This is a genomic window from Helicobacter mesocricetorum (assembly GCF_900198605.1).
GTDB lineage: Bacteria > Campylobacterota > Campylobacteria > Campylobacterales > Helicobacteraceae > Helicobacter_D > Helicobacter_D mesocricetorum.
In genome coordinates this window covers 51,159-70,550 of sequence record NZ_FZPJ01000015.1, presented here as the reverse complement: position 1 = coordinate 70,550, position 19,392 = coordinate 51,159, and the positions used below count along the sequence as shown (strand labels likewise).

Here is a 19,392-nt window from a genome sequence, read left to right as displayed (position 1 = left end):
AGTTACTAAATGCTACATCTGAAGTTTTAGAAATTCCAAGTTATGCTAGTGGCTATTTCTTTGGGATTAACCAGAAGTGTTTTAGGGTGTTTGAGGGCATGAGAGAAAGTAAAAGAGGTTTCAAGGGATTTATAGGTGATTCTTGCCCCTACGGATACTCCTTGCAGTTCCCTACCTGTCTCTTGTAAGCCATAGGAATTTTTCACTCGTCCTATATCATAGGCTACAAAGGGTTTAATCCTATTAAGATTAACACCTAACTCATTCCTTAAATAAAACCCTTTATCTCCTTGTAATCCATTGTTTCTAAACCCTCTAATCGTAGTATCATCGCCAATATAGAGCCTTTCATTAGAGTATAAAATATCTTTAGTGGCTTGTCCATTAAAGTCAAATTTATAATAATAATACGCAAAGGGTCTATACCAGCTAAGATGATAAGAGTATTTTAAAAATTGTGCTTCAGGTGTGGTGGGTGTGCGATACCATTCTTTATCTTTATTGGCTTTAAAGGACTTTAGTCCTTGATGTATTCCCACACTTGCAGTTGTTAAACCCCCTGCTATCCTACCAAAATAAGAAGATTCTAAAGAGGCTACGGAAAGTCTCCTTGAACTAAGAATTAATCGGTAATTATCAAGTAAATTGTCTATTTTCTTTAAGGCAAGATTAGCCTTTAGATGAATCTTTGTGCTTTCATCACGATAAAGCATTTTGGAGAGATTGAAGTTTTGGGTGGTGGAGTTTCCATTGGCTATATAGATCCTCCCTAGTGCATAAATGTCTTGTCGATAATGAGAGTTTTCATAACTATAGCCTAGATGATAATATTGCAAAGGAAGGGTAAAGGATAATAGATAGCTTTTGGCATTATTGTTTCGTTTTTTGGGATTTAGACGCTGCTGATGATAGAAAAAAAGCGTTTCATTCCACCCTAAGATGTCTTTTGATTTTAAGGAGATTCTTGCTCTTGCTTTACCTGTTGAGCTTTGCCCTAGATTGTTATAGTTAAGCACTCCCTCAAGGTTTAATGCTTTAGGGGTTTCTACATTGACTATGCTATATCCTAGCTTAGAGGAGGGAATAATAGAAATCTTAGCCAAGCTAGAGAGATTATCAATGCCTTGATCAATATCACGGATATTGAAATATTGATTTTTTCGTTTTGGAAAGGTAATGGCAGATTTTTGTGAGTTTTCTTGATGATTAAAGAGATATTTCTCAATTTTGCCCTCTAAGACAATGATAATAAGCTTTGGTTTGGGTGAATTAACAGCACTTAAATCCACTTTTATCCGAGTGCTAACATAGCCTTTATTAAGATAGAGATTTTCTAATGCGTTAATTGCTTGTTGTAGAGATTGCAAATCTTTAAGGGGTGTATGCTTGCTCTTCCATTGTTGCAGGATTTTAGGGGATAAAATCGTATTACCTTTAATCTCTATTGCTTCTAAAGGGTGGGTAAATTCTTTGTTTTGCAAAGAGGGCTTAGGGGAGATTTTAGGTAAAGGAGCAAAAGATTCTTCAAGCTTTTGGAGATTTTCTTGCTGCATTCTTCTTTTTTCACTTTGGTCAAGATTGTTTAGATAATTAGCTTGTAATATACCCATACTAAGCCAAAGCACTAAAAGTCCTTTAGAGAAAAAATACTTTGGAAATATAGAATCTAAAGATAAAACAAACAAAAAAGATTTGAGTATATGAAATTTTGCTAAAAATTTTATGATTGTATCTTTTAAAGAAGATTTCATAGTTTTTCTTAAATAGTTTCTTTTGAAGTTTATAAAATCATTGTAGCTGTTCTATTCTAAAGACCCTTGTTTGTTTAAATATCCTCTACATCCCTTTGTAGAATAATCACTCTAGCGCATATTGTAAGGAATAAAACCTATAAAATATCGCTAAAAGTCGTATTACTAAAAGTAGCCCCAACCAACCTAATAATTCTTCTAATCTCATCTCACTAACCTCATAAACCAAACCAATAAATAATCCTAGAAATACTAACTCTAAATAATCCATAATCCTATAATCTCCATAACCAGCCAAACAAATCCCATCAAAAAATACTAGAATATCCTCAATATCCTCACCTAAATATTTCCGCAGAGTTTAAGCATTTTATAATAGTAGCTCTATGCAAAATTAGGATGTTTAAGTTATTCTAAAATCTTATGGATATTTGACTTTTGTCATAAAAGATATTATAATTCGCACTCTTTAATCATTGGGGTATCGCCAAGTGGTAAGGCAGCTGGTTTTGGTCCAGCCATTCCGAGGTTCGAATCCTTGTACCCCAGCCAATTTAGCTTAAGTTTTAGCTTTTAACGCGGGGTAGAGCAGCCCGGTAGCTCGTTGGGCTCATAACCCAAAGGTCGGTGGTTCAAATCCGCCCCCCGCTACCAAATCATATCTCTCTAAGCTCTTCTATATTAGCTTTAAAGAACACTCTTAGACTTTTTTAACAAGCAAGTGATTATGAAAGTTTAAGATAAATTTAATAAAACTTCCATTGAATTTATTATACAATCCCACAATGTCTTTATGAAATTATTTAACACACAAGGTTGATTAATGACACAAGAAGAATTGAACGCACTATTAAATGAAGATGCTTCGGAGCAACAAACTCAAGAAGATATTCAACCAAATACAGAGGAAGTAGCGCAAGAGGGTAAAGAAGAGGATGGGTTACCAAGCAAATTTAAGATAGAACACGATACGCTTTGGCCACCTCCTCCTCCTAATGCCGAACATAAAGTTATCCATCAACTTGATGATGTTACGCAAGATTCAGAAGTAAAAGCAGCCCAAACTTTCGATAAATTAGAAGCAATAAGTAATGCAGGAGAGGCTATTGAACAATCACTAAGTGAGTTTGAAAAATTTATTGATTCCCAAGAAGAAATGCTCCAAAAACTCCACACAAAATTTCCAGATTTTAATACTTTCTCACAAAAACTTGAAGAGATTCAGCATATCAAAGAAAAATTAGAGACTATTACAAGCAATATCCAAGATATTAGCAATGCTACTTTAGAAGCTATGGATATTATGCAATACCAAGATATTCACCGCCAAAAAATCGAACGCGTTATTAATGTGATGCGCTCACTTGCTAGATATATGAGTTCTCTTTTTGAAGGTAAAATTGATGATTCCAAACGCGTTAGTTCTGCTGTGCATATAGAAGGTGATAATACAGAAAATGTCCTTAATGAAGAGGATATCGAAAGACTTGTATCTGACCTTAATAAATAATCAATGAAATCACAAAAGAAGCCGGAGATTCTCTCTCCTGCGGGAAACCTCAAGAAATTAAAAATCGCATTAGAGTATGGAGCAGATGCTGTATATGGGGGAGTAAGCCATTTTTCGTTACGGAATCGCTCGGGTAAAGAATTTGACTTTGAATCATTTCGCGCAGGTATAGAATATACGCACCACAAAGGCAAGAAAATCTATGTAACCATTAATGGATTTCCTTTTAATTCCCAATTAAAGTTACTCCAATCTCATATTGAGAAAATGGCAGATTTAAACCCCGATGCTTTTATCGTCGCTACACCCGGAGTAATAAAGCTTGCCCAAAAAATAGCACCCCATATTCCTATTCATCTCTCAACCCAAGCTAATGTTTTAAATATCCTAGATGCTGAAGTTTTCTATGAAATGGGGGTAAAGCGGATAATTGCTGCTCGTGAAATTAGCTTAAAAGATGTTATTAATATCAAACAAGCCTTGCCTGACTTAGAATTAGAGATTTTCATACACGGAAGTATGTGCTTTGCCTTTTCAGGTCGTTGCCTTATCTCTGCCCTGCAAAGCGGGAGAGTTCCAAACCGAGGTAGCTGTGCCAATGATTGCCGATTTGATTATGAATATTATGTAAGGAATCCCGATAATGGTGTGATGATGAGATTAGTGGAAGAAGAGGGGGTTGGCACACATATTTTTAATGCCAAAGATTTGAATCTTTTAGAACATATCCCGATGATTTTAGAGAGTAATGCTATTGACTCTTTGAAAATTGAAGGACGTACCAAATCAAGTTATTATGCGGGTATTACCGCCTATGCTTATAAGATGGCAATTAAGGATTTTTATGAGGGAAAGTTTAAAAAAGAGATCTATGAGCAAGAGCTAGACACTCTAAAAAATAGAGGTTTTAGTGATGGCTATCTTATTCATCGCCCCTATGAGAAGCTAAATACACAAAATCATCAAACCGCTATTAGTGAGGGGAGCTACCAAGTCAATGCCGAAGTTAGTGAAGATGGTAAATTTGCCTTATGCAAATTCACAATACGTACAGGAGAAGCTAAAGAAATCATTAGTCCTTATGGGCAATCTATTGTGGATTGCGAGAATGAATTAGGAAAAATTTTCACCAAAAATAACAAAAAATTCCTACAATTCCATAAAATACTCTTAGAGAATGGCAAAGAGCTAGAATCTATCCATAGTGGGAATGAAAATCGCTTTTTGCTCCCCGCTCCACTCCCACCTTTTAGCTTTTTGCGCCAAAGAGTGGAGTAGTATAAACCTAAGCTTAAGGAGACACAATGCGAAGCGACATCATCAAAAAAGGCTACCAAAAAGCCCCTCATAGGAGTTTATTACGCGCCACAGGGCTAAAAGATGGGGATTTTAATAAGCCCTTTATTGGTGTGGCAAATAGCTATATCGACATCATTCCCGGGCATTTTTTCTTAAACCGCTATGCGCAGATTGTCAAAGAAGAAATCCGCAAGGCTGGTGGTGTGCCTTTTGAGTTTAATACTATCGGTGTGGATGATGGCATCGCGATGGGGCATAGCGGAATGCTTTATTCTCTGCCAAGTCGCGAACTCATTGCTGATAGCATTGAGACAATGATGAATGCTCATAGTCTTGATGCGATGATTTGCCTACCTAATTGTGATAAAATCGTGCCCGGAATGCTTATGGGAGCGTTGCGCGTGAATGTGCCAACCATCTTTGTGAGCGGGGGACCGATGAAAGCGGGTAAGCTAGAAGATGGCACGATACTCGATCTAAACTCTGCCTTTGAGGCTGTGGGGGCATTTGGTGAGGGCAAAATTGATGAAAAAAGGCTTTATGAGATAGAGTGTAATGCCTGTCCAAGCGGTGGGAGTTGTAGCGGAATGTTTACTGCAAATTCTATGAATACACTTTGTGAGGCTATGGGGGTTGCGCTACCGGGTAATGGCACGATTTTAGCCTTGAGCCAAGAGAGGGAAGAGCTTTTACGCAAAGCAGCGCGTAGAATCGTGGAGATTGCGCTTAGTTCTGAAAAAACCGAGCAGTTTAGATTCCGCAATATTCTAAACGTCAAAGCCGTGCATAATGCCTTTGTCGTGGATATGGCGATGGGCGGTAGCACGAATACGATTTTGCATATGCTCGCAATCGCCAAAGAAGCCGAGGTGGATTTTAATTTAGATTCTATCAATGCTATCGCAAGCCAAGTGGCGCATATCGCCAAGATTGCCCCTGCATTAAGCACAATTCATATGGAAGATATTCATCGCGCAGGTGGCGTAACTGCTGTGATGAATGAGGTGGCAAAACGAGATTGCGTCTTAAAGCTTGATGCGCTCACGATTACGGGAGAGACTTTGGGTGAGCGCATAGCAAATGCCAAAATTACAGATTCTGAAGTTATCCGCCATAATGAAAATGCCTATTCGCAGGTGGGTGGGTTAAAAATCCTCTATGGCAACCTTGCGCGTGAGGGTGCGGTGCTAAAAGTCGCCGCAGTGGCAGAATCGATGAAAGAATTTGAAGGAGTGGCGGTGTGTTTTAACTCTCAAGATGAAGCGATTAAGGGCATTGCAGGAGGCAAAGTAAAGGCTGGGAATGTCGTGGTAATCCGCTATGAGGGACCCAAAGGAGGACCCGGAATGCAGGAAATGCTTGCGCCAACAAGTATGATTATGGGAATGGGGCTTGGTGAATCAGTGGCACTTATAACCGATGGACGCTTTAGCGGCGCAACGCGTGGCGGTTGCATTGGACATATCAGCCCCGAATCGGCAGAGGGAGGAGTGATTGCACTTATCGAAGATGGCGATAGAATCGCGATTTCGGTAAGTCGCGGAACATTGGAATTGCTTGTGGATTCTGCTGTTTTGGAGGCACGCAGGGCAAAATGGAAGCCCATCAAAAAAGAAATTAAAAGCAAATGGCTTAAAAGATATTCCTTGCTTGTAAGCAATGCCGCAAATGGCGCGGTACTGAAAACGGAGTTGTAAAATTATAGGATAAGAGATAATGCAAAAACACCTAAACAAAGAACGAACCGTTAATCTTGGTTCGTTTTATACCCCCACAAATATTGTCCAAAAAGCCTATGAGCTACTACAAAAAAGAGTGAATCTTAAGGATTTTTTGCTCTTTGATAGTGCTTGTGGTTATGGGGATTTTTTCATCGGTGATTATCAATATTTAGGTGCAGATATTGATGAGATTGCCTTGCAAAAAGTCAATTCTAAAATCCGTACAATTGCGACAAATTCTCTTTTAAATGTGTCTCGTTCTAAGTTTGGAATCCCAGAAAATGAAAATCTCATTATCATTGGAAATCCACCCTATAATGATAAAACTTCCATTATTAATAATGGCATTAAACGGCAACTTTTTGATATAGATAAAAATCTCGCCCACAGGGATTTAGGAATCTCATTCTTGCGATCTTTTGCGCTTCTTAATCCAGGTTTTATATGTGTGCTTCACCCACTCTCATATCTGATTAAAGAGAGTAATTTCAAGGCGTTAAAATTATTCAAGGAGTGTTATGCACTGCTTGAGGATATAATTATCAGTTCTGAAATTTTTACACCCCATTCCAAAACTTTTTTTCCAATTATTATTGCTCTCTATATAAAAGATAATCGGGGAATGGATTATGATTTTATTAAAAATTACCAATTTAGTACGGATAGCGGGAAAAAACTGCGATTAAATGACTTTGATTTTATTGGTAATTATGTCCTAAAATATCCAAACCCAAAAGACAAGCGTAAAGAAATCGCCTATTTTCATACTTTACGAGACATCAATGCACTCAAACGCAATCAAACTTTTATGACAAAATGCAGCGCAAACTCTATTCGTGTATTTCAAGATAACATACAATACTACTATTACATTCATCATTTTAAGAAATTCGCCGATAAACTTCCTTATTATTTTGGTAATTTAGATATTTTTATCAATCACGAGGAGTTTCTCAAAATTTCAGATGCCTTTATGGATTTTAAGACCAATGCATGCGTACAAGAATATTTTGAAACATTGTTTAAGGAATATATATGAAAAATTTAAAATACAAATTTCCATTGAGTAAAGCTATGGGTAAAATTCGGATTAAAGAAAGATTTGCTTTTAGTGATTACGGAATCCCCGTCGCGCCAACACAAACCATTATGACCGCCAAGCACTATATTGAATGGCAAATAGGATATGATAAAGTTGTGAAGAAAAATGAATCCTATCATTTTATCGGTGCGAATGGAAAAACAAAGCAAATTTATGAATTGAGTGAATTTTTAGATTTCGCATTATGTAAAAAATGGATAACTCCTAATGATATTAGAAACATTAAAACAAACATAAAGAACTATCAAGATTTTATAGAACGAAAAGAAAAAATAATGAGGACTAACTTTGTGAATGATAATCTTAATGGTATAGAGTTTTTGAAAGCAAATGTCAGCTATCCCTTGCTGATACATAGATTTCAAAATAATGATTTGCTTTGCGAGATTGTTGTGCGTGAAAAACAATTTGCAGTAGGCACAATGCCAATGCTATATTTCTGTGTTGCATTAAGTAGTTTAAAAGATTGCGACAACCAAAGCTTTATTGGTAGAAAAATTCAAAGTAATGAATATGGCTACCTAGAAATAACCAAAGAAAATATTGCGATTTTCATACAGATATTTAGAATCTTTGGACTTTTGAGCAAGGTACATCAATATGACTGTTTGCAAATTTTAGATTACTTATTAAGCAAATATTGTAGTGGCAAATGAATTAAGTTGTGGAAACTGATATATTTAAATATATTTTAAAAAACACATTAATGTTGCTCGTGGATTTTTGTTTTGGAATCATACAAGATAAAATGGACACCTATCAAAAAAATTAAAAGCAAATGGCTTAAAAGATATTCCTTGCTTGTAAGCAATGCCGCAAATGGCGCGGTGCTAAAGACGGAGCTGTAATTTATGAAAACCGCCCTAGTATTTCATCAGAATCAACAAAATCTTTTTTATAAGCATAATACTTTTGACGATAAAAAGGTTTGCTTTTTAGATTCGCTTAAAGGCAAATCTTTACACTACAAACACGGCTGTGAGTTGTTAATTATTAAGGAAAAGAAATGAAAAAACAAGATTTTATACAAAAATTTAGATTTTTTCTTAATACCATACAAGATAAAATTTGCGAAGATTCTAAATGGAAAATTAAGGGTTTTATTGATAATGATAAAACAATTTTTACTCTCTCAAATGATACAAAAGTTATTTCTAAAATTCTAGAAATTCATCTTTTTCCCTATATTTTAGACTTTGCAAACACTCATAACTTTGAGGTTATTTTACCTAGTCATCAAAATTATTATCCTGATTTATCTTTTATCTCAAAAAAAGATTCTCAAGTTAAGTTTGCAATTGATATTAAAACAACCTATCGTAATGAATCTAATCCAAATCTTTGCAATGGTTTTACATTAGGTTCGCACGGAGAATATTTTAAAAATAGAGAATCTAATAAGAATATTCAATTTCCTTATAAGCAGTATCAAGGACATTTTTGCTTAGGTGTAATTTATGATAGAGTGATGATTAATGAACTTACTCGTTATGGAATTGATGACTTAAAAAAGATTCCATCTGTGATACAAAATCTTACCTTATTTTTTGTGGAGAAATATAAAATAGCAAGTGATTCTAGCGGTAGTGGCAATACTGCAAATATAGGTAGTATCAAAAATATTGATGATATTATCAACGAAAGAGGGATATTTGCAAATTTTGGCGAGGAAATTTTTGATGATTATTGGATAAATTATGGGCAAATTAATATTACAGATTCTAGAGGAAACATAAAGACAATAACAAAACTCAAAGAGTATTTAGCATATAGGGGTAGAAATGAAAATTAGGATTCCACCACTTAAGATTCAAGGCATTAAAAGTAAGCTTGTCTGCTCCATTAAAAACGCAATGGAATGGGACAATCAAGGAATCTACTTTGAACCATTTATGGGAAGTGGTGTTGTGGGCTTTAATATCGCACCCAAAAGAGCTATTTTTAGCGATAATAATCCGCATATTATCAATTTTTATAGAGCAATTCAAAAAGGTTTTATTAATAAAGAATCTGTGAGAGAATACTTAAAACAAGAAGGTGCTACATTGGAAAAAGAAGGACTAGAGCATTATTTAAAAGTTAGAGAGAGATTTAATCAAACTGCTTGTTCTTTTGACTTTTTGTTTTTGAATCGCAGCTGTTTTAATGGGCTTATGAGATTTAATTTAAAAGGCGGTTTTAATGTGCCTTATTGCAAAAAAGATACAAGATTTACTCAAAGCTATATCACAAAGATTGTTAATCAAATAAATTGGGTAAGCAACCTTATAAAAAATAATGATTATGAATTTAGAATCTGTGATTTTACATATATTCTTAAACAAGCACAATATGGAGACTTTATCTATTGCGATCCACCTTATATTGATAGGCATTGTGATTACTTTAATACTTGGAATGAGACGAAAGAAAAAGAGCTTTATGAGATTTTATCCAGCACAAAAGCAAGGTTTATACTCTCAACTTGGCATAGTAATCAATATAGAGAAAATAAATACATAACAACATTATGGAGTGGGTTTTATAATGACATTATTGAGCATTTTTATCACTTAGGAGCGAGTGAAAATAACAGAAATGCAATGAAAGAAGCATTAATAAAGAATTATATTGTGGATATGAATCTTATGCAAAGCAATCCTACAAAACAAAAATCTTTATTTGGATAAACAATGCACGTCAAATTCTATGAATCACCTTATTATTCTGCCACAAAATCAAGGCTCTATGGCAAAAAAAGGGAATTTACATACAAATTTTGACCATAAAATGCTTTGTGAAAATCTAAAGCAAACAAATCATAAATTTTTACTAACCTATGATGATAGTCAGATTATTAGAAATCTCTATAAGGATTTTTATATTCTTGAATGGAGCTTGCAATATGGAATGAATAATTATAAACAAGAAAAAGCCAACATTGGCAAAGAGCTTTTAATTAGTAATTTTAATCTATTACAAAAAAATTGCTTATTTAGTATGCGATAGATTATGTATATAATAGGGAGATAAAGAATCAATGCAAAAACACCTAACTAAAGAACGAACTATCAATCTTGGTTCATTTTATACGCCTAAAAATATTATCCAAAAAGCCTATGAGCTACTACATAGAATGAATAATTACAAACAACAAAAGGTTAATGTTTGGCAAAGAGCCTTGTATATGGGTATTTTTAAATGAAAGTTTTTCACTTAGGGATACCCTGATTATAGGATTTTTGGGCTTAGGAGTTGGGTATATAGTCAGTTATATTCAGTGCAAAATCGCTAAAGGGCAACATAAGATAAGGTGTTCCTAAATTTTCTCCTTTTCCTCTTTGGTTAAGCGTTAAGATTAGGAATTCATCGCAATATTCCCTTTCTTTGATGATTTTATGAAGTTTTTGTTCTAAAGTTTGTTGTTGGATAAAAGGCATACATAAGATTCCTAAAGAGGAGTTAGGAAGATAAAAATCTAATTTATCAGTAAAAAAGATTTCTTCTTTTATGTTATAGAAAAGTTCTAAAAATACCATATTTTCAAAGAGTAAATGAAAATTTCTTTCAAAACTAAAGGCATTCTTTAAGGTGAAATCATAAAAATAAAGTTTTTTTGCCGATAGTTTATGTTCGAATTTTTCAACCCAAAAGAGCATTTTACTTTTTTGTAATAAGGCACAATATTCATAAAATATGTCTTTAGAGAGTTTTCTTTCTTTTTTTATTTTTAGGTAAATTTGATGTAAAGAGATTTTCAAGCCAAGATGTAAAATAAGATTTTTTAGTATCCAAAAATCCGTTGGATTATGACTGAAGTTTTGGAGAGATTGCGCTTTTTTATAATCATTATAGGACTCTCCTTCCCATAAATTTCCATATTTGATGAAATGGCTTAAGGCATCTTCTGAAGTAAGTTTATGGATTTGCTTATATTCTTGAAAGCTAAGGGGTGGGATGTGGATATAATGAAAATTTTTTATTTCATAAGGGATTTGTGAAATAAGTGTGAGGTTTGGGAGTTTGGGTAGTATGAAGTCTGGGTCGTAATTATCAATAATTAATAAATCAATATTTTCTTTTTGGCAAAAAGATTGAATGTCTTTAAAATCTTTATTGGAGTTTAATCTTGCATCCTTTAAATCCACATACATTTTTTTTAAAGAAGTAATGTTTTGGTAATAATGAAGAATGAGATTAGTTTTTCCTAGCCCTTTGCCCCCATAAATAAAATTGAAGTTTTTTAAAGATAGTGGCAAGTTCCTATTGTTTTTACAAAAAGGTTTAGGATAGGATTGCAATATTTTTTCTAAAAGCATAAGAAGCCTTCAATAAGAGATTGATAGAATATTTTAAGGGATATATTTTGGGTTATATTTTATAGTTTTCCTTTTAAAAAGGAAATAAAATACAAAAAAACTTCAGAAAATATTGCTAAAAATAAAGAATATAAGTATAATCACAGCTTCCAAAAACATTACATCAAATTCATTTGGTGAGTTCTTTGAAGGAAAATACATTATGGAAAAAATTAGACTTAAGTTAAAAGCATATGATCATCGTGTTCTTGATAGGTCAGTTGTCTCAATTGTAGAGGCGGTTAAAAGAACAGGTGCAGAGATTCGTGGTCCTATTCCACTTCCAACCAAAAAAAGACGTTATACGGTCTTAAAATCTCCTCATATTAATAAAGATTCAAGAGAGCAATTTGAGATTCGTGTCCATGCAAGGATCATTGATATAGTTTCAGCGACATCAGAAACAGTGGATAGTTTAACAAAATTAGATATGGCACCAGAGGTTGATGTTGAAGTTCGTTCAATGGGCAAATAAGGGGAATTAATGGAATTTTTAGCAGAAAAAATTGGAATGAGTAGAACGATTGCAAAACCTAGTATTCCTGTAACTTTACTAAAAGTAAAACCTCTAAAGGTATGTGAGGTTTTAGAGGGTGGAAAGGCTATCGTTGCTTATCATCAAGGAAAATCACTCAATAAAGCTATTGTGGGTCAGCAAAAAAAATATAATCTTGATAAAGAATATAATAAATTTGCTACCCTTGAAGTGGGTAATGCACAAACAGGTGATTTAGATTTGTCTTCTTTAGAGGGAGCAAAGCGCGTTAAAGTTTCTTTTAGCACAAAAGGGAGAGGCTTTAGCGGTGTTATAAAACGTTGGAATTTTCAAGGAGGTCCCGCAGCACATGGTAGTAGATTCCATAGAAGACCTGGGTCTATCGGGAATCGCGAATGGCCAGGACGCGTTCAACCGGGTAAAAAAATGGCAGGACATTATGGGAATGAAAAAGTAACCGTCCAAAATGAGGTTATCTCTTTTGATAAAGAACATAATATTCTTGTTTTAAAGGGTTCTATTCCCGGTTTTAATGGTGCATTTGGTAAATTGAAGATTATAGGTTAAAGGTTGTGAAATGAGTAAAGCAATTATTTTAAATAAAGATTTAAAGAAGAGTGGAGAAGCAGAATTACCAGAAAGTTATAAAACCATCAATGCTCACAATCTTTATCTTTATGTGAAGTCATTTTTAGCTTCCTTGCGAACTAATAATGCGTTAGCAAAAACGCGAGGTAAAGTAAGTGGTGGTGGCAAGAAACCTTGGAGTCAAAAAGGTGGTGGTAGAGCAAGAGCGGGAAGTATCACTTCGCCTGTATTTGTAGGCGGTGGTGTGGCTCATGGTCCAAGCAATAATAGAAATTACAATTTAAAAGTCAATAAAAAACAAAAAAAACTTGCTTTGCAATATGCCTTACAAGAAAAAGCTAATAATGGTAGTTTATTTATAGTGGATAAAATCCAAATAGAAAGTGGTAAAACAAAAGACGCCTATGCTATGTTTAAAGCATTAAACCAACGCAATACTCTTTTAGTATCAAAAATTTTTGATGAAAAGACATTTTTAGCATTTAGGAATATTAAAGATTGTTATTTAATTGATGGTGTTGAGCTTAATGCTTATTTGGTAGCAACATTTAGGTCTATAGTGATTGAAAAATCACTTTTTGAATCCATTACTAAAGAGGATTAAAAATGGCAAGTATTACAGATATTAAATCAATTATGTATACAGAAAAATCTTTAAAACTACAAGAACAAAGTGTTTTAGTGGTGCAAACTTCTCCAAAGATAAGTAAAACACAATTAAAAGAGGTTTTTAAAGAATATTTTGGAGTAACACCTTTATCGATTAATTCTCTAAGACAAGAAGGAAAGGTTAAGAGATTTCGCGGTGTTATTGGTCAAAGAAACAACTTCAAGAAGTTTTATGTCAAGCTTCCTGAAGGTGCTAAAATAGAATCATTAGCAGTTTAAGGAGTAAAAGATGGCAATTAAGACTTATAAACCATATACTCCAAGCAGGAGATTTATGAGCAATTTAAGCTCAGAGAATATCACGGCTAAACCTAGTGTCAGAAAATTATTAATAAAACTCCCTGTCTCTGCAGGTAGAAATAATAATGGACGCATTACAAGCCGACACAAAGAAGGTGGAGCTAAAAAGCTTTATCGCATTATTGACTTTAAACGTAATAAATTTAATGTTGAAGGCAAGGTAAGTGCCATAGAATATGATCCTTATAGGAATTGTAGAATCGCTCTTGTTACCTATCAAGATGGTGATAAGCGATATATTATCCAACCCAGTGGTTTGAAAGTGGGTGATAAAGTAATTTCTGCAGAGAGTGGGTTAGATATTCGTTTAGGCTATGCAATGAAGATTAAAAATATCCCTATTGGAACTGTTGTGCATAATATCGAAATGTATCCGGGACGTGGAGGACAGCTTGCAAGAAGTGCAGGTGCTAGCGCGCAACTTATGGGAAGAGAAGGGAAATATTCCATCCTAAGAATGCCAAGTGGTGAGATGCGATATATTTTGGGTGAATGTATGGCAACTATTGGCGTAGTAGGAAATGAAGATTTTGCCAATATTTCTATTGGTAAAGCCGGACGAAATCGTCATTTGGGTGTTAGACCACAAACAAGAGGAAGTGCTATGAATCCTGTGGATCACCCACATGGTGGTGGTGAGGGTAAAACAGGTTCTAGTGGACATCCTGTTTCTCCTTGGGGTATGCCAGCAAAGGGCTATAAAACAAGAAGAAAAAAAGCAAGTGATAAGCTTATTATTTCAAGAAGAAAAAAATAAAGGAAAGTAAATGGCTAGATCGATAAAAAAGGGTCCTTTTGTTGATGCGCATTTGATGAAGAAGGTTATCAAAGCAAAAGAAGCAAAAGATAATAAACCGATAAAAACATGGTCACGTAGAAGCACAATTATTCCTGAAATGATCGGATTTACTTTTAATGTTCATAATGGAAGGGCTTTTGTTCCTGTGTATGTAACAGAAAATCATGTTGGCTATAAGTTAGGAGAATTTGCGCCTACTAGGACTTTCAAAGGACACAAAGGAAGTGTCCAAAAGAAAATTGGTAAGTAGGAGGCTATAATGAGTAAAGCATTATTAAGATATATTCGCCTCTCTCCTACAAAAGCACGATTGATTGCAAAGGAAATTCAAGGAATGAATGCCGAATTAGCGATTGCTTCTTTAGAGTTTATGCCTAATAAGGCTGCAAGAGTTATTTCTAAAGTGATTGCATCGGCAGTGGCTAATGGTGGTTATGAAGCAGAAAATGTTGTTGTCTCTTCTTGTAGAGTAGATGCTGGTCCTGTGCTTAGACGTTTTACGCCAAGAGCAAGAGGTAGAGCAACTCCAATTCGAAAACCTACTTCACATATTTTTGTGGAAGTAGCACAAAAAAATAAGGATAAGTAATGGGTCAAAAAGTTAATCCAATTGGTTTAAGACTTGGGATCAACAGAAATTGGGAATCCCGTTGGTTTCCGTCATTTACAAGTGCTCCGCAAAATATAGCAGAAGATCATAAAATTAGAAAATTTTTGAAAAAAGAGCTTTATTATGCTGGCGTAAGTGATATTTTGGTTGAAAGAACTGCGAGAAAGATTCGGGTAACAGTTGTTGCTGCAAGACCGGGAATCATTATTGGTAAAAAGGGCGCAGATGTTGAGAAGCTTAAAGATTCTCTTAAAAAAATTGTTAATAAAGATGTTTTTATCAATATCAAAGAAGTCAAAAAGCCACAAAGTAATGCACAATTAGTTGCCGAAAGCGTTGCAACACAGCTTGAAAGAAGGGTGGCATTTCGTCGAGCAATGAAAAAAGTTATGCAAGGCGCAATGAAATCTGGTGCAAAAGGTATCAAGGTTAGAGTTTCTGGTCGTTTGGCAGGAGCTGAAATGGCAAGAACTGAATGGTATATGGAAGGAAGAATCCCTCTTCATACTTTAAGGGCAAAGATTGATTATGGCTTTGCTGAAGCTTTGACAACTTATGGAAATATTGGTGTAAAAGTTTGGATTTTTAAAGGTGAAGTTTTGCAAAAGGGTATCCAAGTAGAGAAACAAACTGAAGAGGGCGAAGAAAAAACTCGCTCTACAAGAAAGAGAAGGGGGCAATAACAATGTTGATGCCAAAAAAGACAAAATATAGAAAGCAAATGAAAGGAAGAAACAGGGGAAAAGCATCTCGTGGAACTTCATTGGCATTTGGTGAATTTGGAATTAAGGCTGTTGAACATGGCAGAATTGATTCACGGCAAATTGAAGCAGCACGTATTGCTATGACGCGTGCAACCAAAAGATCTGGTATGGTTTGGATTCGTGTTTTCCCTGATAAGCCCCTAACTGCAAAACCGCTTGAAACTCGTATGGGTAAGGGTAAGGGTGCTGTTGAGAAATGGGTTATGAATATCAAGCCCGGTAGAATTATTTATGAAATGGGTAGCGTAGATGAAGCTTTAGCAAGACACGCTTTATCTTTGGCACAGAGCAAACTCCCTTTTAAAACAAAAATTGTAACAAGAGAGGGTGAAAATGAAATATACTGAGATTAATGAAAAAGATATTGCAGAGTTATTAGGGCTTTTAAAGGAAAAAGAAACTCTTTTGTTTGAATTAAGATTGAAACTAAAAACTATGCAACTTACAAATTCTAATGAGATAAGAGTAGCAAAGAAAGATATCGCAAGAATCAAAACTGCTCTTAATAGCAAAAGGAGGGTAGAAGTATGAGTGATAAACAACCACATAAGCGGATTATCATAGGGAGAGTTGCTACTAAATCTGGTGATAAAAGTGTTACTATTTTAGTAGAGAGACGCGTAATTCACCCAAAATATAGAAAGATTGTTAAAAGATTTAAGCGATATATCGTTCATGATGAACAAAATAGTGTAAAAGTGGGTGATGTCATTGAGGCTATTGAATGTAAGCCATTATCTAAAAGAAAAGCTTTTACACTTCATAAAGTAGTATCTGTAGGAGTTGAATTATGATTCAAAGTTTTACAAGACTAAATGTTGCGGATAATAGTGGCGCAAAAGAAGTTATGTGTATTAAGGTTTTAGGTGGAAGCAAAAGAAGGTATGCAACCGTTGGAGATATTATAGTGGCATCTGTGAAAAAAGCACTTCCAAATGGCAAAGTTAAAAAAGGACAAGTTGTAAAAGCTGTTGTTGTTCGCACTAAAAAAGAATTGCATAGAGAAGATGGCGCACTGATCCGATTTGATGATAATGCAGCAGTGATTTTAGATAGCAAAAGAGAACCCATTGGAACGCGTATTTTTGGACCCGTTGGCAGAGAAATTCGTTATGCTAATTTTATGAAAATCGTATCATTAGCACCGGAGGTATTGTAATGGTTAAATGTAGAATTAAAAAAGGTGATATGGTAGAGATTATTACCGGAGATGATAAGGGTAAAAAAGCAAAAATTTTGCGGGTTTTTCCTAAAACTTCTCAAGTTCTTGTTGAAGGTTGTAAGGTAGTGAAAAAGGCTATTAAACCAAGCGATAAAAACCCAAAAGGTGGTTTTATCCAAAAGGAAATGCCTATTCATATTTCAAATGTTAAGAAAGCGGAGGAATAGTCTATGTATCAATTAAAAGCCGCCTATAAAAATGAAATCAAAAAAAAGCTTTTAGAAGAGTTAAATATCAAGAATCCTATGTTACTACCTAAATTAGAAAAAATTGTTATTAGTGTTGGTGCTGGAGAATATGCTAAAGATACTAAGGTGATGCAAAATATCGCAGATACTATTTCTTTGATAGCTGGACAAAAGGCTGTTATTACCATTGCTAAGAAATCTGTTGCAGGATTTAAAATTCGTGAAGGAATGCCAATGGGCGTAAAGGTTACTCTAAGAGGTAAGCAAATGTATAACTTTTTAGAAAAGCTTATTGTGATTGCTCTTCCACGAGTTAAGGATTTTAGAGGTATCTCTCGTAATGGTTTTGATGGGAGAGGGAATTATAATTTTGGCGTCAATGAACAATTAATTTTTCCAGAAGTTGTGTATGACGATATTATGGTAAGTCACGGTATGAATATCACTTTTGTTACTTCAACAACAAATGATAAAGAAGCCTTTAAGCTTTTAGAATCTTTTGGCTTACCTTTTGCAAAAGGAAGAGTCAATGGCTAAAAAATCAATGATTGCAAAGGCTAATAGAAAGCCTAAATTTAAAGTTAGGGCTTATACAAGATGTTCTATTTGTGGGAGACCACATTCGGTTTATAGAGACTTTGGTATTTGCCGTGTTTGTCTTCGTAAGATGGGAAATGAAGGTTTAATACCGGGACTTAGAAAAGCAAGCTGGTAAGGGGAGAATATGGTAAATGATATTATTGCAGATTCATTAACAAGAATACGAAACGCTAGTATGAGGCGATTAGATACTACGACCTTATATTATGCCAAGATTGTAGTATCGATTTTAGAAGTTTTTCAAGCAAAGGGATTCATTGAAGGCTATAAAGTCATAGAGCAGAATAAGAAACAATCCATCAATGTTGTTTTAAAGTATGATGAGAAAGGTTATTCTGTTATTAATGAAATAGCTCGTATTTCCAAACCCGGAAGGCGCGTTTATAAGGCTAAAAATGAATTGAAGCATTTTAAAAATGGTTATGGGACTATTGTTGTTAGCACTAGTAAAGGTGTTATTGCAAATGATGAAGCATATAAAGCAAATGTGGGTGGCGAAGCCCTTTGCAGTATTTGGTAGGAGTTTTAAATGTCAAGAGTTGGAAAGAAGCCTATTAGCATTCCTAATACTATCCAAGTTAGCGTTGAAGGAAGCAAAATAGTTTTTAAGGGTGCAAAACTTACCAAAGAGTTGGAAACTTATGGTCGTGTTGGTATTACCCATAAAGAAAATGAATTAGCTTTTTCACTCAATGGAGAAAATGCACAAGCTAGAGCTTATTGGGGAACTTATCGAGCCTTAGCAAATAATATTGTAGTTGGTTTGACAGAGGGTTTTACTAAGCAATTAGAAATTAATGGCGTTGGCTATAAAGCAGCTGTTAAAGGTAAGGTTTTAGAGCTTGCACTTGGTTTTTCTCATCCTATTAATTATGATATTCCAGAAGGTGTTGAAATTAGTGTTGATAAAAACTTAGTGATCATCAAGGGTTCTGATAAGCAGCAAATTGGGCAAATTGCTGCAGAAATTAGAGAATTTAGACCTCCAGAACCTTATAAGGGTAAGGGCGTGAAATATATTGATGAACGTATTATTCGTAAAGCTGGAAAAACTTCTAAAAAATAAGGATAGATTATGACAGATAAGATTATTAAGAAAAAAAGAAGTTTAAGACTAAGAAGAAAGTTAAAAATCCGCTCTCAAATATTTGGCAATGCTAATATTCCTAGATTGAGTATTTTTCGCTCAAATAGATATTTTTATGCACAAGCCATTGATGATACTAAAGGAGCAACTTTAGCGAGTGTTGATGGTAAAAAAATGGGCTTAAAAAATAACAAAGAAGATGTCAAAAAAATTGCTACTACCTTAGCGGATAATTTAAAGAAAGTGAATGTTAAAGAAGTAGTTTTTGATAGAAATGGCTATTTATACCACGGCGTTGTTGCAAGTTTTGCTGATTCTCTTCGTGAGAATGGAATTAGTTTGTAGGGGA

Annotated in this window: 31 protein-coding genes and 2 tRNA genes; 30 read left to right on the top strand and 3 right to left on the bottom strand. The window is 34.5% G+C overall.

What is annotated here, in order from left to right; all coding sequences use genetic code 11:
- Positions 1–26: 26 nt before the first annotated feature.
- Positions 27–1,751: a ShlB/FhaC/HecB family hemolysin secretion/activation protein gene (locus C6H18_RS04530; protein WP_104721922.1), complete on the bottom strand. Its 1,725-nt coding sequence runs from the start codon at positions 1,749–1,751 to the stop codon at positions 27–29.
- A 106-nt stretch (positions 1,752–1,857) separates the two neighbouring features.
- On the bottom strand, positions 1,858–2,049 hold the full coding sequence (locus C6H18_RS04525) for a hypothetical protein (protein ID WP_104721921.1): 192 nt from the start codon (positions 2,047–2,049) through the stop codon (positions 1,858–1,860).
- Positions 2,050–2,228: 179 nt separating this feature from the next.
- Between C6H18_RS04525 and C6H18_RS04520 the strand changes: the two genes are divergently transcribed.
- From C6H18_RS04520 to C6H18_RS09420, 12 genes are all read left to right on the top strand, one after another.
- Positions 2,229–2,303: transfer RNA gene (locus tag C6H18_RS04520), tRNA-Gln, on the top strand.
- A 25-nt stretch (positions 2,304–2,328) separates the two neighbouring features.
- Positions 2,329–2,405, top strand: a tRNA-Met gene (locus tag C6H18_RS04515).
- A 169-nt stretch (positions 2,406–2,574) separates the two neighbouring features.
- Entirely contained in the window at positions 2,575–3,261 is a 687-nt protein-coding gene (locus tag C6H18_RS04510) for a chemotaxis protein (protein WP_104721920.1), read from the top strand.
- Positions 3,262–3,264: 3 nt separating this feature from the next.
- On the top strand, positions 3,265–4,539 hold the full coding sequence (locus C6H18_RS04505; RefSeq protein ID WP_104721919.1) for a peptidase U32 family protein: 1,275 nt from the start codon (positions 3,265–3,267) through the stop codon (positions 4,537–4,539).
- Positions 4,540–4,565: 26 nt separating this feature from the next.
- The gene (ilvD, locus tag C6H18_RS04500) at positions 4,566–6,257 is read left to right on the top strand and encodes a dihydroxy-acid dehydratase (RefSeq protein ID WP_104721918.1); all 1,692 of its coding nucleotides are present in this window, start codon (positions 4,566–4,568) and stop codon (positions 6,255–6,257) included.
- 19 nt (positions 6,258–6,276) lie between these two features.
- Positions 6,277–7,320, top strand: coding sequence for an N-6 DNA methylase (locus tag C6H18_RS04495; RefSeq protein ID WP_104721917.1), 1,044 nt, complete (start codon positions 6,277–6,279; stop codon positions 7,318–7,320).
- On the top strand, positions 7,317–8,039 hold the full coding sequence (locus C6H18_RS04490; RefSeq protein WP_104721916.1) for a R.Pab1 family restriction endonuclease: 723 nt from the start codon (positions 7,317–7,319) through the stop codon (positions 8,037–8,039). The genes C6H18_RS04495 and C6H18_RS04490 overlap by 4 nt, the downstream gene beginning before the upstream one ends.
- Positions 8,040–8,234: 195 nt before the next feature.
- Complete coding sequence (locus C6H18_RS09425) at positions 8,235–8,393, top strand: hypothetical protein (protein WP_158654869.1); 159 nt, start codon at positions 8,235–8,237, stop codon at positions 8,391–8,393.
- Positions 8,390–9,175 (top strand): type II restriction endonuclease, encoded by a 786-nt coding sequence (locus tag C6H18_RS04485; RefSeq protein ID WP_104721915.1) that lies wholly within the window; start codon positions 8,390–8,392, stop codon positions 9,173–9,175. The genes C6H18_RS09425 and C6H18_RS04485 overlap by 4 nt, the downstream gene beginning before the upstream one ends.
- Positions 9,165–10,052 (top strand): DNA adenine methylase, encoded by an 888-nt coding sequence (locus C6H18_RS04480; RefSeq protein ID WP_104721914.1) that lies wholly within the window; start codon positions 9,165–9,167, stop codon positions 10,050–10,052. Before C6H18_RS04485 ends, C6H18_RS04480 begins: the two co-directional genes overlap by 11 nt.
- A 19-nt stretch (positions 10,053–10,071) precedes the next feature.
- Positions 10,072–10,371 (top strand): hypothetical protein, encoded by a 300-nt coding sequence (locus C6H18_RS04475; RefSeq protein WP_233704057.1) that lies wholly within the window; start codon positions 10,072–10,074, stop codon positions 10,369–10,371.
- A gap of 31 nt (positions 10,372–10,402) precedes the next feature.
- Complete coding sequence (locus C6H18_RS09420) at positions 10,403–10,567, top strand: hypothetical protein (protein WP_158654868.1); 165 nt, start codon at positions 10,403–10,405, stop codon at positions 10,565–10,567.
- A gap of 43 nt (positions 10,568–10,610) precedes the next feature.
- Here C6H18_RS09420 and C6H18_RS04470 read toward each other — a convergent pair whose 3' ends face one another.
- On the bottom strand, positions 10,611–11,681 hold the full coding sequence (locus C6H18_RS04470) for an ATP-binding protein (protein ID WP_104721913.1): 1,071 nt from the start codon (positions 11,679–11,681) through the stop codon (positions 10,611–10,613).
- A gap of 202 nt (positions 11,682–11,883) precedes the next feature.
- Between C6H18_RS04470 and rpsJ the strand changes: the two genes are divergently transcribed.
- Genes rpsJ through rplR form a run of 18 tightly spaced genes read left to right on the top strand, consistent with a single transcriptional unit; the run spans position 11,884 to position 19,388 of the window.
- Complete coding sequence (gene rpsJ / locus C6H18_RS04465) at positions 11,884–12,195, top strand: 30S ribosomal protein S10 (protein WP_104721912.1); 312 nt, start codon at positions 11,884–11,886, stop codon at positions 12,193–12,195.
- A 9-nt stretch (positions 12,196–12,204) separates the two neighbouring features.
- Positions 12,205–12,783 (top strand): 50S ribosomal protein L3, encoded by a 579-nt coding sequence (rplC, locus tag C6H18_RS04460; protein ID WP_104721911.1) that lies wholly within the window; start codon positions 12,205–12,207, stop codon positions 12,781–12,783.
- Between the two features lie 10 nt (positions 12,784–12,793).
- The gene (rplD, locus tag C6H18_RS04455) at positions 12,794–13,408 is read left to right on the top strand and encodes a 50S ribosomal protein L4 (RefSeq protein WP_104721910.1); all 615 of its coding nucleotides are present in this window, start codon (positions 12,794–12,796) and stop codon (positions 13,406–13,408) included.
- Positions 13,409–13,410: 2 nt separating this feature from the next.
- Entirely contained in the window at positions 13,411–13,692 is a 282-nt protein-coding gene (locus C6H18_RS04450; RefSeq protein ID WP_104721909.1) for a 50S ribosomal protein L23, read from the top strand.
- A 10-nt stretch (positions 13,693–13,702) separates the two neighbouring features.
- Positions 13,703–14,530: a 50S ribosomal protein L2 gene (gene rplB, locus C6H18_RS04445; RefSeq protein ID WP_104721908.1), complete on the top strand. Its 828-nt coding sequence runs from the start codon at positions 13,703–13,705 to the stop codon at positions 14,528–14,530.
- Positions 14,531–14,540: 10 nt separating this feature from the next.
- On the top strand, positions 14,541–14,822 hold the full coding sequence (gene rpsS / locus C6H18_RS04440) for a 30S ribosomal protein S19 (protein WP_104721907.1): 282 nt from the start codon (positions 14,541–14,543) through the stop codon (positions 14,820–14,822).
- A 9-nt stretch (positions 14,823–14,831) separates the two neighbouring features.
- The gene (gene rplV, locus C6H18_RS04435) at positions 14,832–15,161 is read left to right on the top strand and encodes a 50S ribosomal protein L22 (RefSeq protein ID WP_104721906.1); all 330 of its coding nucleotides are present in this window, start codon (positions 14,832–14,834) and stop codon (positions 15,159–15,161) included.
- The gene (rpsC, locus tag C6H18_RS04430; protein ID WP_104721905.1) at positions 15,161–15,865 is read left to right on the top strand and encodes a 30S ribosomal protein S3; all 705 of its coding nucleotides are present in this window, start codon (positions 15,161–15,163) and stop codon (positions 15,863–15,865) included. Before rplV ends, rpsC begins: the two co-directional genes overlap by 1 nt.
- Before the next feature lie 2 nt (positions 15,866–15,867).
- The gene (rplP, locus tag C6H18_RS04425) at positions 15,868–16,293 is read left to right on the top strand and encodes a 50S ribosomal protein L16 (protein ID WP_104721904.1); all 426 of its coding nucleotides are present in this window, start codon (positions 15,868–15,870) and stop codon (positions 16,291–16,293) included.
- Positions 16,280–16,477, top strand: coding sequence for a 50S ribosomal protein L29 (gene rpmC, locus C6H18_RS04420; protein WP_104721903.1), 198 nt, complete (start codon positions 16,280–16,282; stop codon positions 16,475–16,477). The genes rplP and rpmC overlap by 14 nt, the downstream gene beginning before the upstream one ends.
- Entirely contained in the window at positions 16,474–16,740 is a 267-nt protein-coding gene (rpsQ, locus tag C6H18_RS04415; RefSeq protein ID WP_104721902.1) for a 30S ribosomal protein S17, read from the top strand. The genes rpmC and rpsQ overlap by 4 nt, the downstream gene beginning before the upstream one ends.
- Positions 16,737–17,105 (top strand): 50S ribosomal protein L14, encoded by a 369-nt coding sequence (gene rplN, locus C6H18_RS04410; RefSeq protein ID WP_034552044.1) that lies wholly within the window; start codon positions 16,737–16,739, stop codon positions 17,103–17,105. Before rpsQ ends, rplN begins: the two co-directional genes overlap by 4 nt.
- Entirely contained in the window at positions 17,105–17,335 is a 231-nt protein-coding gene (gene rplX, locus C6H18_RS04405) for a 50S ribosomal protein L24 (protein WP_104721901.1), read from the top strand. Before rplN ends, rplX begins: the two co-directional genes overlap by 1 nt.
- Positions 17,336–17,338: 3 nt before the next feature.
- Complete coding sequence (gene rplE, locus C6H18_RS04400) at positions 17,339–17,893, top strand: 50S ribosomal protein L5 (protein ID WP_104721900.1); 555 nt, start codon at positions 17,339–17,341, stop codon at positions 17,891–17,893.
- A complete protein-coding gene (locus C6H18_RS04395) occupies positions 17,886–18,071 on the top strand; it encodes a type Z 30S ribosomal protein S14 (RefSeq protein ID WP_006655282.1) in 186 nt (61 codons plus the stop codon). Before rplE ends, C6H18_RS04395 begins: the two co-directional genes overlap by 8 nt.
- A gap of 9 nt (positions 18,072–18,080) precedes the next feature.
- Positions 18,081–18,476, top strand: a complete 396-nt coding sequence (gene rpsH / locus C6H18_RS04390) for a 30S ribosomal protein S8 (protein ID WP_104721899.1) — start codon at positions 18,081–18,083, stop codon at positions 18,474–18,476.
- A 9-nt stretch (positions 18,477–18,485) separates the two neighbouring features.
- Entirely contained in the window at positions 18,486–19,022 is a 537-nt protein-coding gene (gene rplF / locus C6H18_RS04385) for a 50S ribosomal protein L6 (RefSeq protein WP_104721898.1), read from the top strand.
- 9 nt (positions 19,023–19,031) lie between these two features.
- A complete protein-coding gene (gene rplR, locus C6H18_RS04380; RefSeq protein ID WP_104721897.1) occupies positions 19,032–19,388 on the top strand; it encodes a 50S ribosomal protein L18 in 357 nt (118 codons plus the stop codon).
- Positions 19,389–19,392 lie beyond the last annotated feature (4 nt).

Bases quoted from the DNA above. Each gene is read 5' to 3' on its own strand.
- C6H18_RS04470 (WP_104721913.1), bottom strand. From the start codon at position 11,681: ATGCTTTTAGAAAAAATATTGCAATCCTATCCTAAACCTTTTTGTAAA.
- rpsS (WP_104721907.1), top strand. From the start codon at position 14,541: ATGGCTAGATCGATAAAAAAGGGTCCTTTTGTTGATGCGCATTTGATG.
- rpmC (WP_104721903.1), top strand. From the start codon at position 16,280: ATGAAATATACTGAGATTAATGAAAAAGATATTGCAGAGTTATTAGGG.
- C6H18_RS04530 (WP_104721922.1), bottom strand. From the start codon at position 1,751: ATGAAATCTTCTTTAAAAGATACAATCATAAAATTTTTAGCAAAATTT.
- C6H18_RS04510 (WP_104721920.1), top strand. From the start codon at position 2,575: ATGACACAAGAAGAATTGAACGCACTATTAAATGAAGATGCTTCGGAG.
- C6H18_RS04495 (WP_104721917.1), top strand. From the start codon at position 6,277: ATGCAAAAACACCTAAACAAAGAACGAACCGTTAATCTTGGTTCGTTT.
- rplX (WP_104721901.1), top strand. From the start codon at position 17,105: ATGGTTAAATGTAGAATTAAAAAAGGTGATATGGTAGAGATTATTACC.
- rplD (WP_104721910.1), top strand. From the start codon at position 12,794: ATGAGTAAAGCAATTATTTTAAATAAAGATTTAAAGAAGAGTGGAGAA.
- rpsH (WP_104721899.1), top strand. From the start codon at position 18,081: ATGGTAAATGATATTATTGCAGATTCATTAACAAGAATACGAAACGCT.
- C6H18_RS04475 (WP_233704057.1), top strand. From the start codon at position 10,072: ATGAATCACCTTATTATTCTGCCACAAAATCAAGGCTCTATGGCAAAA.
- rplC (WP_104721911.1), top strand. From the start codon at position 12,205: ATGGAATTTTTAGCAGAAAAAATTGGAATGAGTAGAACGATTGCAAAA.
- C6H18_RS04480 (WP_104721914.1), top strand. From the start codon at position 9,165: ATGAAAATTAGGATTCCACCACTTAAGATTCAAGGCATTAAAAGTAAG.
- rpsC (WP_104721905.1), top strand. From the start codon at position 15,161: ATGGGTCAAAAAGTTAATCCAATTGGTTTAAGACTTGGGATCAACAGA.
- rplN (WP_034552044.1), top strand. From the start codon at position 16,737: ATGATTCAAAGTTTTACAAGACTAAATGTTGCGGATAATAGTGGCGCA.
- rplP (WP_104721904.1), top strand. From the start codon at position 15,868: ATGTTGATGCCAAAAAAGACAAAATATAGAAAGCAAATGAAAGGAAGA.
- C6H18_RS09425 (WP_158654869.1), top strand. From the start codon at position 8,235: ATGAAAACCGCCCTAGTATTTCATCAGAATCAACAAAATCTTTTTTAT.
- C6H18_RS04450 (WP_104721909.1), top strand. From the start codon at position 13,411: ATGGCAAGTATTACAGATATTAAATCAATTATGTATACAGAAAAATCT.
- C6H18_RS04490 (WP_104721916.1), top strand. From the start codon at position 7,317: ATGAAAAATTTAAAATACAAATTTCCATTGAGTAAAGCTATGGGTAAA.
- rplE (WP_104721900.1), top strand. From the start codon at position 17,339: ATGTATCAATTAAAAGCCGCCTATAAAAATGAAATCAAAAAAAAGCTT.
- C6H18_RS04505 (WP_104721919.1), top strand. From the start codon at position 3,265: ATGAAATCACAAAAGAAGCCGGAGATTCTCTCTCCTGCGGGAAACCTC.
- rplV (WP_104721906.1), top strand. From the start codon at position 14,832: ATGAGTAAAGCATTATTAAGATATATTCGCCTCTCTCCTACAAAAGCA.
- rplF (WP_104721898.1), top strand. From the start codon at position 18,486: ATGTCAAGAGTTGGAAAGAAGCCTATTAGCATTCCTAATACTATCCAA.
- rplR (WP_104721897.1), top strand. From the start codon at position 19,032: ATGACAGATAAGATTATTAAGAAAAAAAGAAGTTTAAGACTAAGAAGA.
- rplB (WP_104721908.1), top strand. From the start codon at position 13,703: ATGGCAATTAAGACTTATAAACCATATACTCCAAGCAGGAGATTTATG.
- C6H18_RS09420 (WP_158654868.1), top strand. From the start codon at position 10,403: ATGCAAAAACACCTAACTAAAGAACGAACTATCAATCTTGGTTCATTT.
- C6H18_RS04485 (WP_104721915.1), top strand. From the start codon at position 8,390: ATGAAAAAACAAGATTTTATACAAAAATTTAGATTTTTTCTTAATACC.
- ilvD (WP_104721918.1), top strand. From the start codon at position 4,566: ATGCGAAGCGACATCATCAAAAAAGGCTACCAAAAAGCCCCTCATAGG.
- rpsJ (WP_104721912.1), top strand. From the start codon at position 11,884: ATGGAAAAAATTAGACTTAAGTTAAAAGCATATGATCATCGTGTTCTT.
- rpsQ (WP_104721902.1), top strand. From the start codon at position 16,474: ATGAGTGATAAACAACCACATAAGCGGATTATCATAGGGAGAGTTGCT.
- C6H18_RS04395 (WP_006655282.1), top strand. From the start codon at position 17,886: ATGGCTAAAAAATCAATGATTGCAAAGGCTAATAGAAAGCCTAAATTT.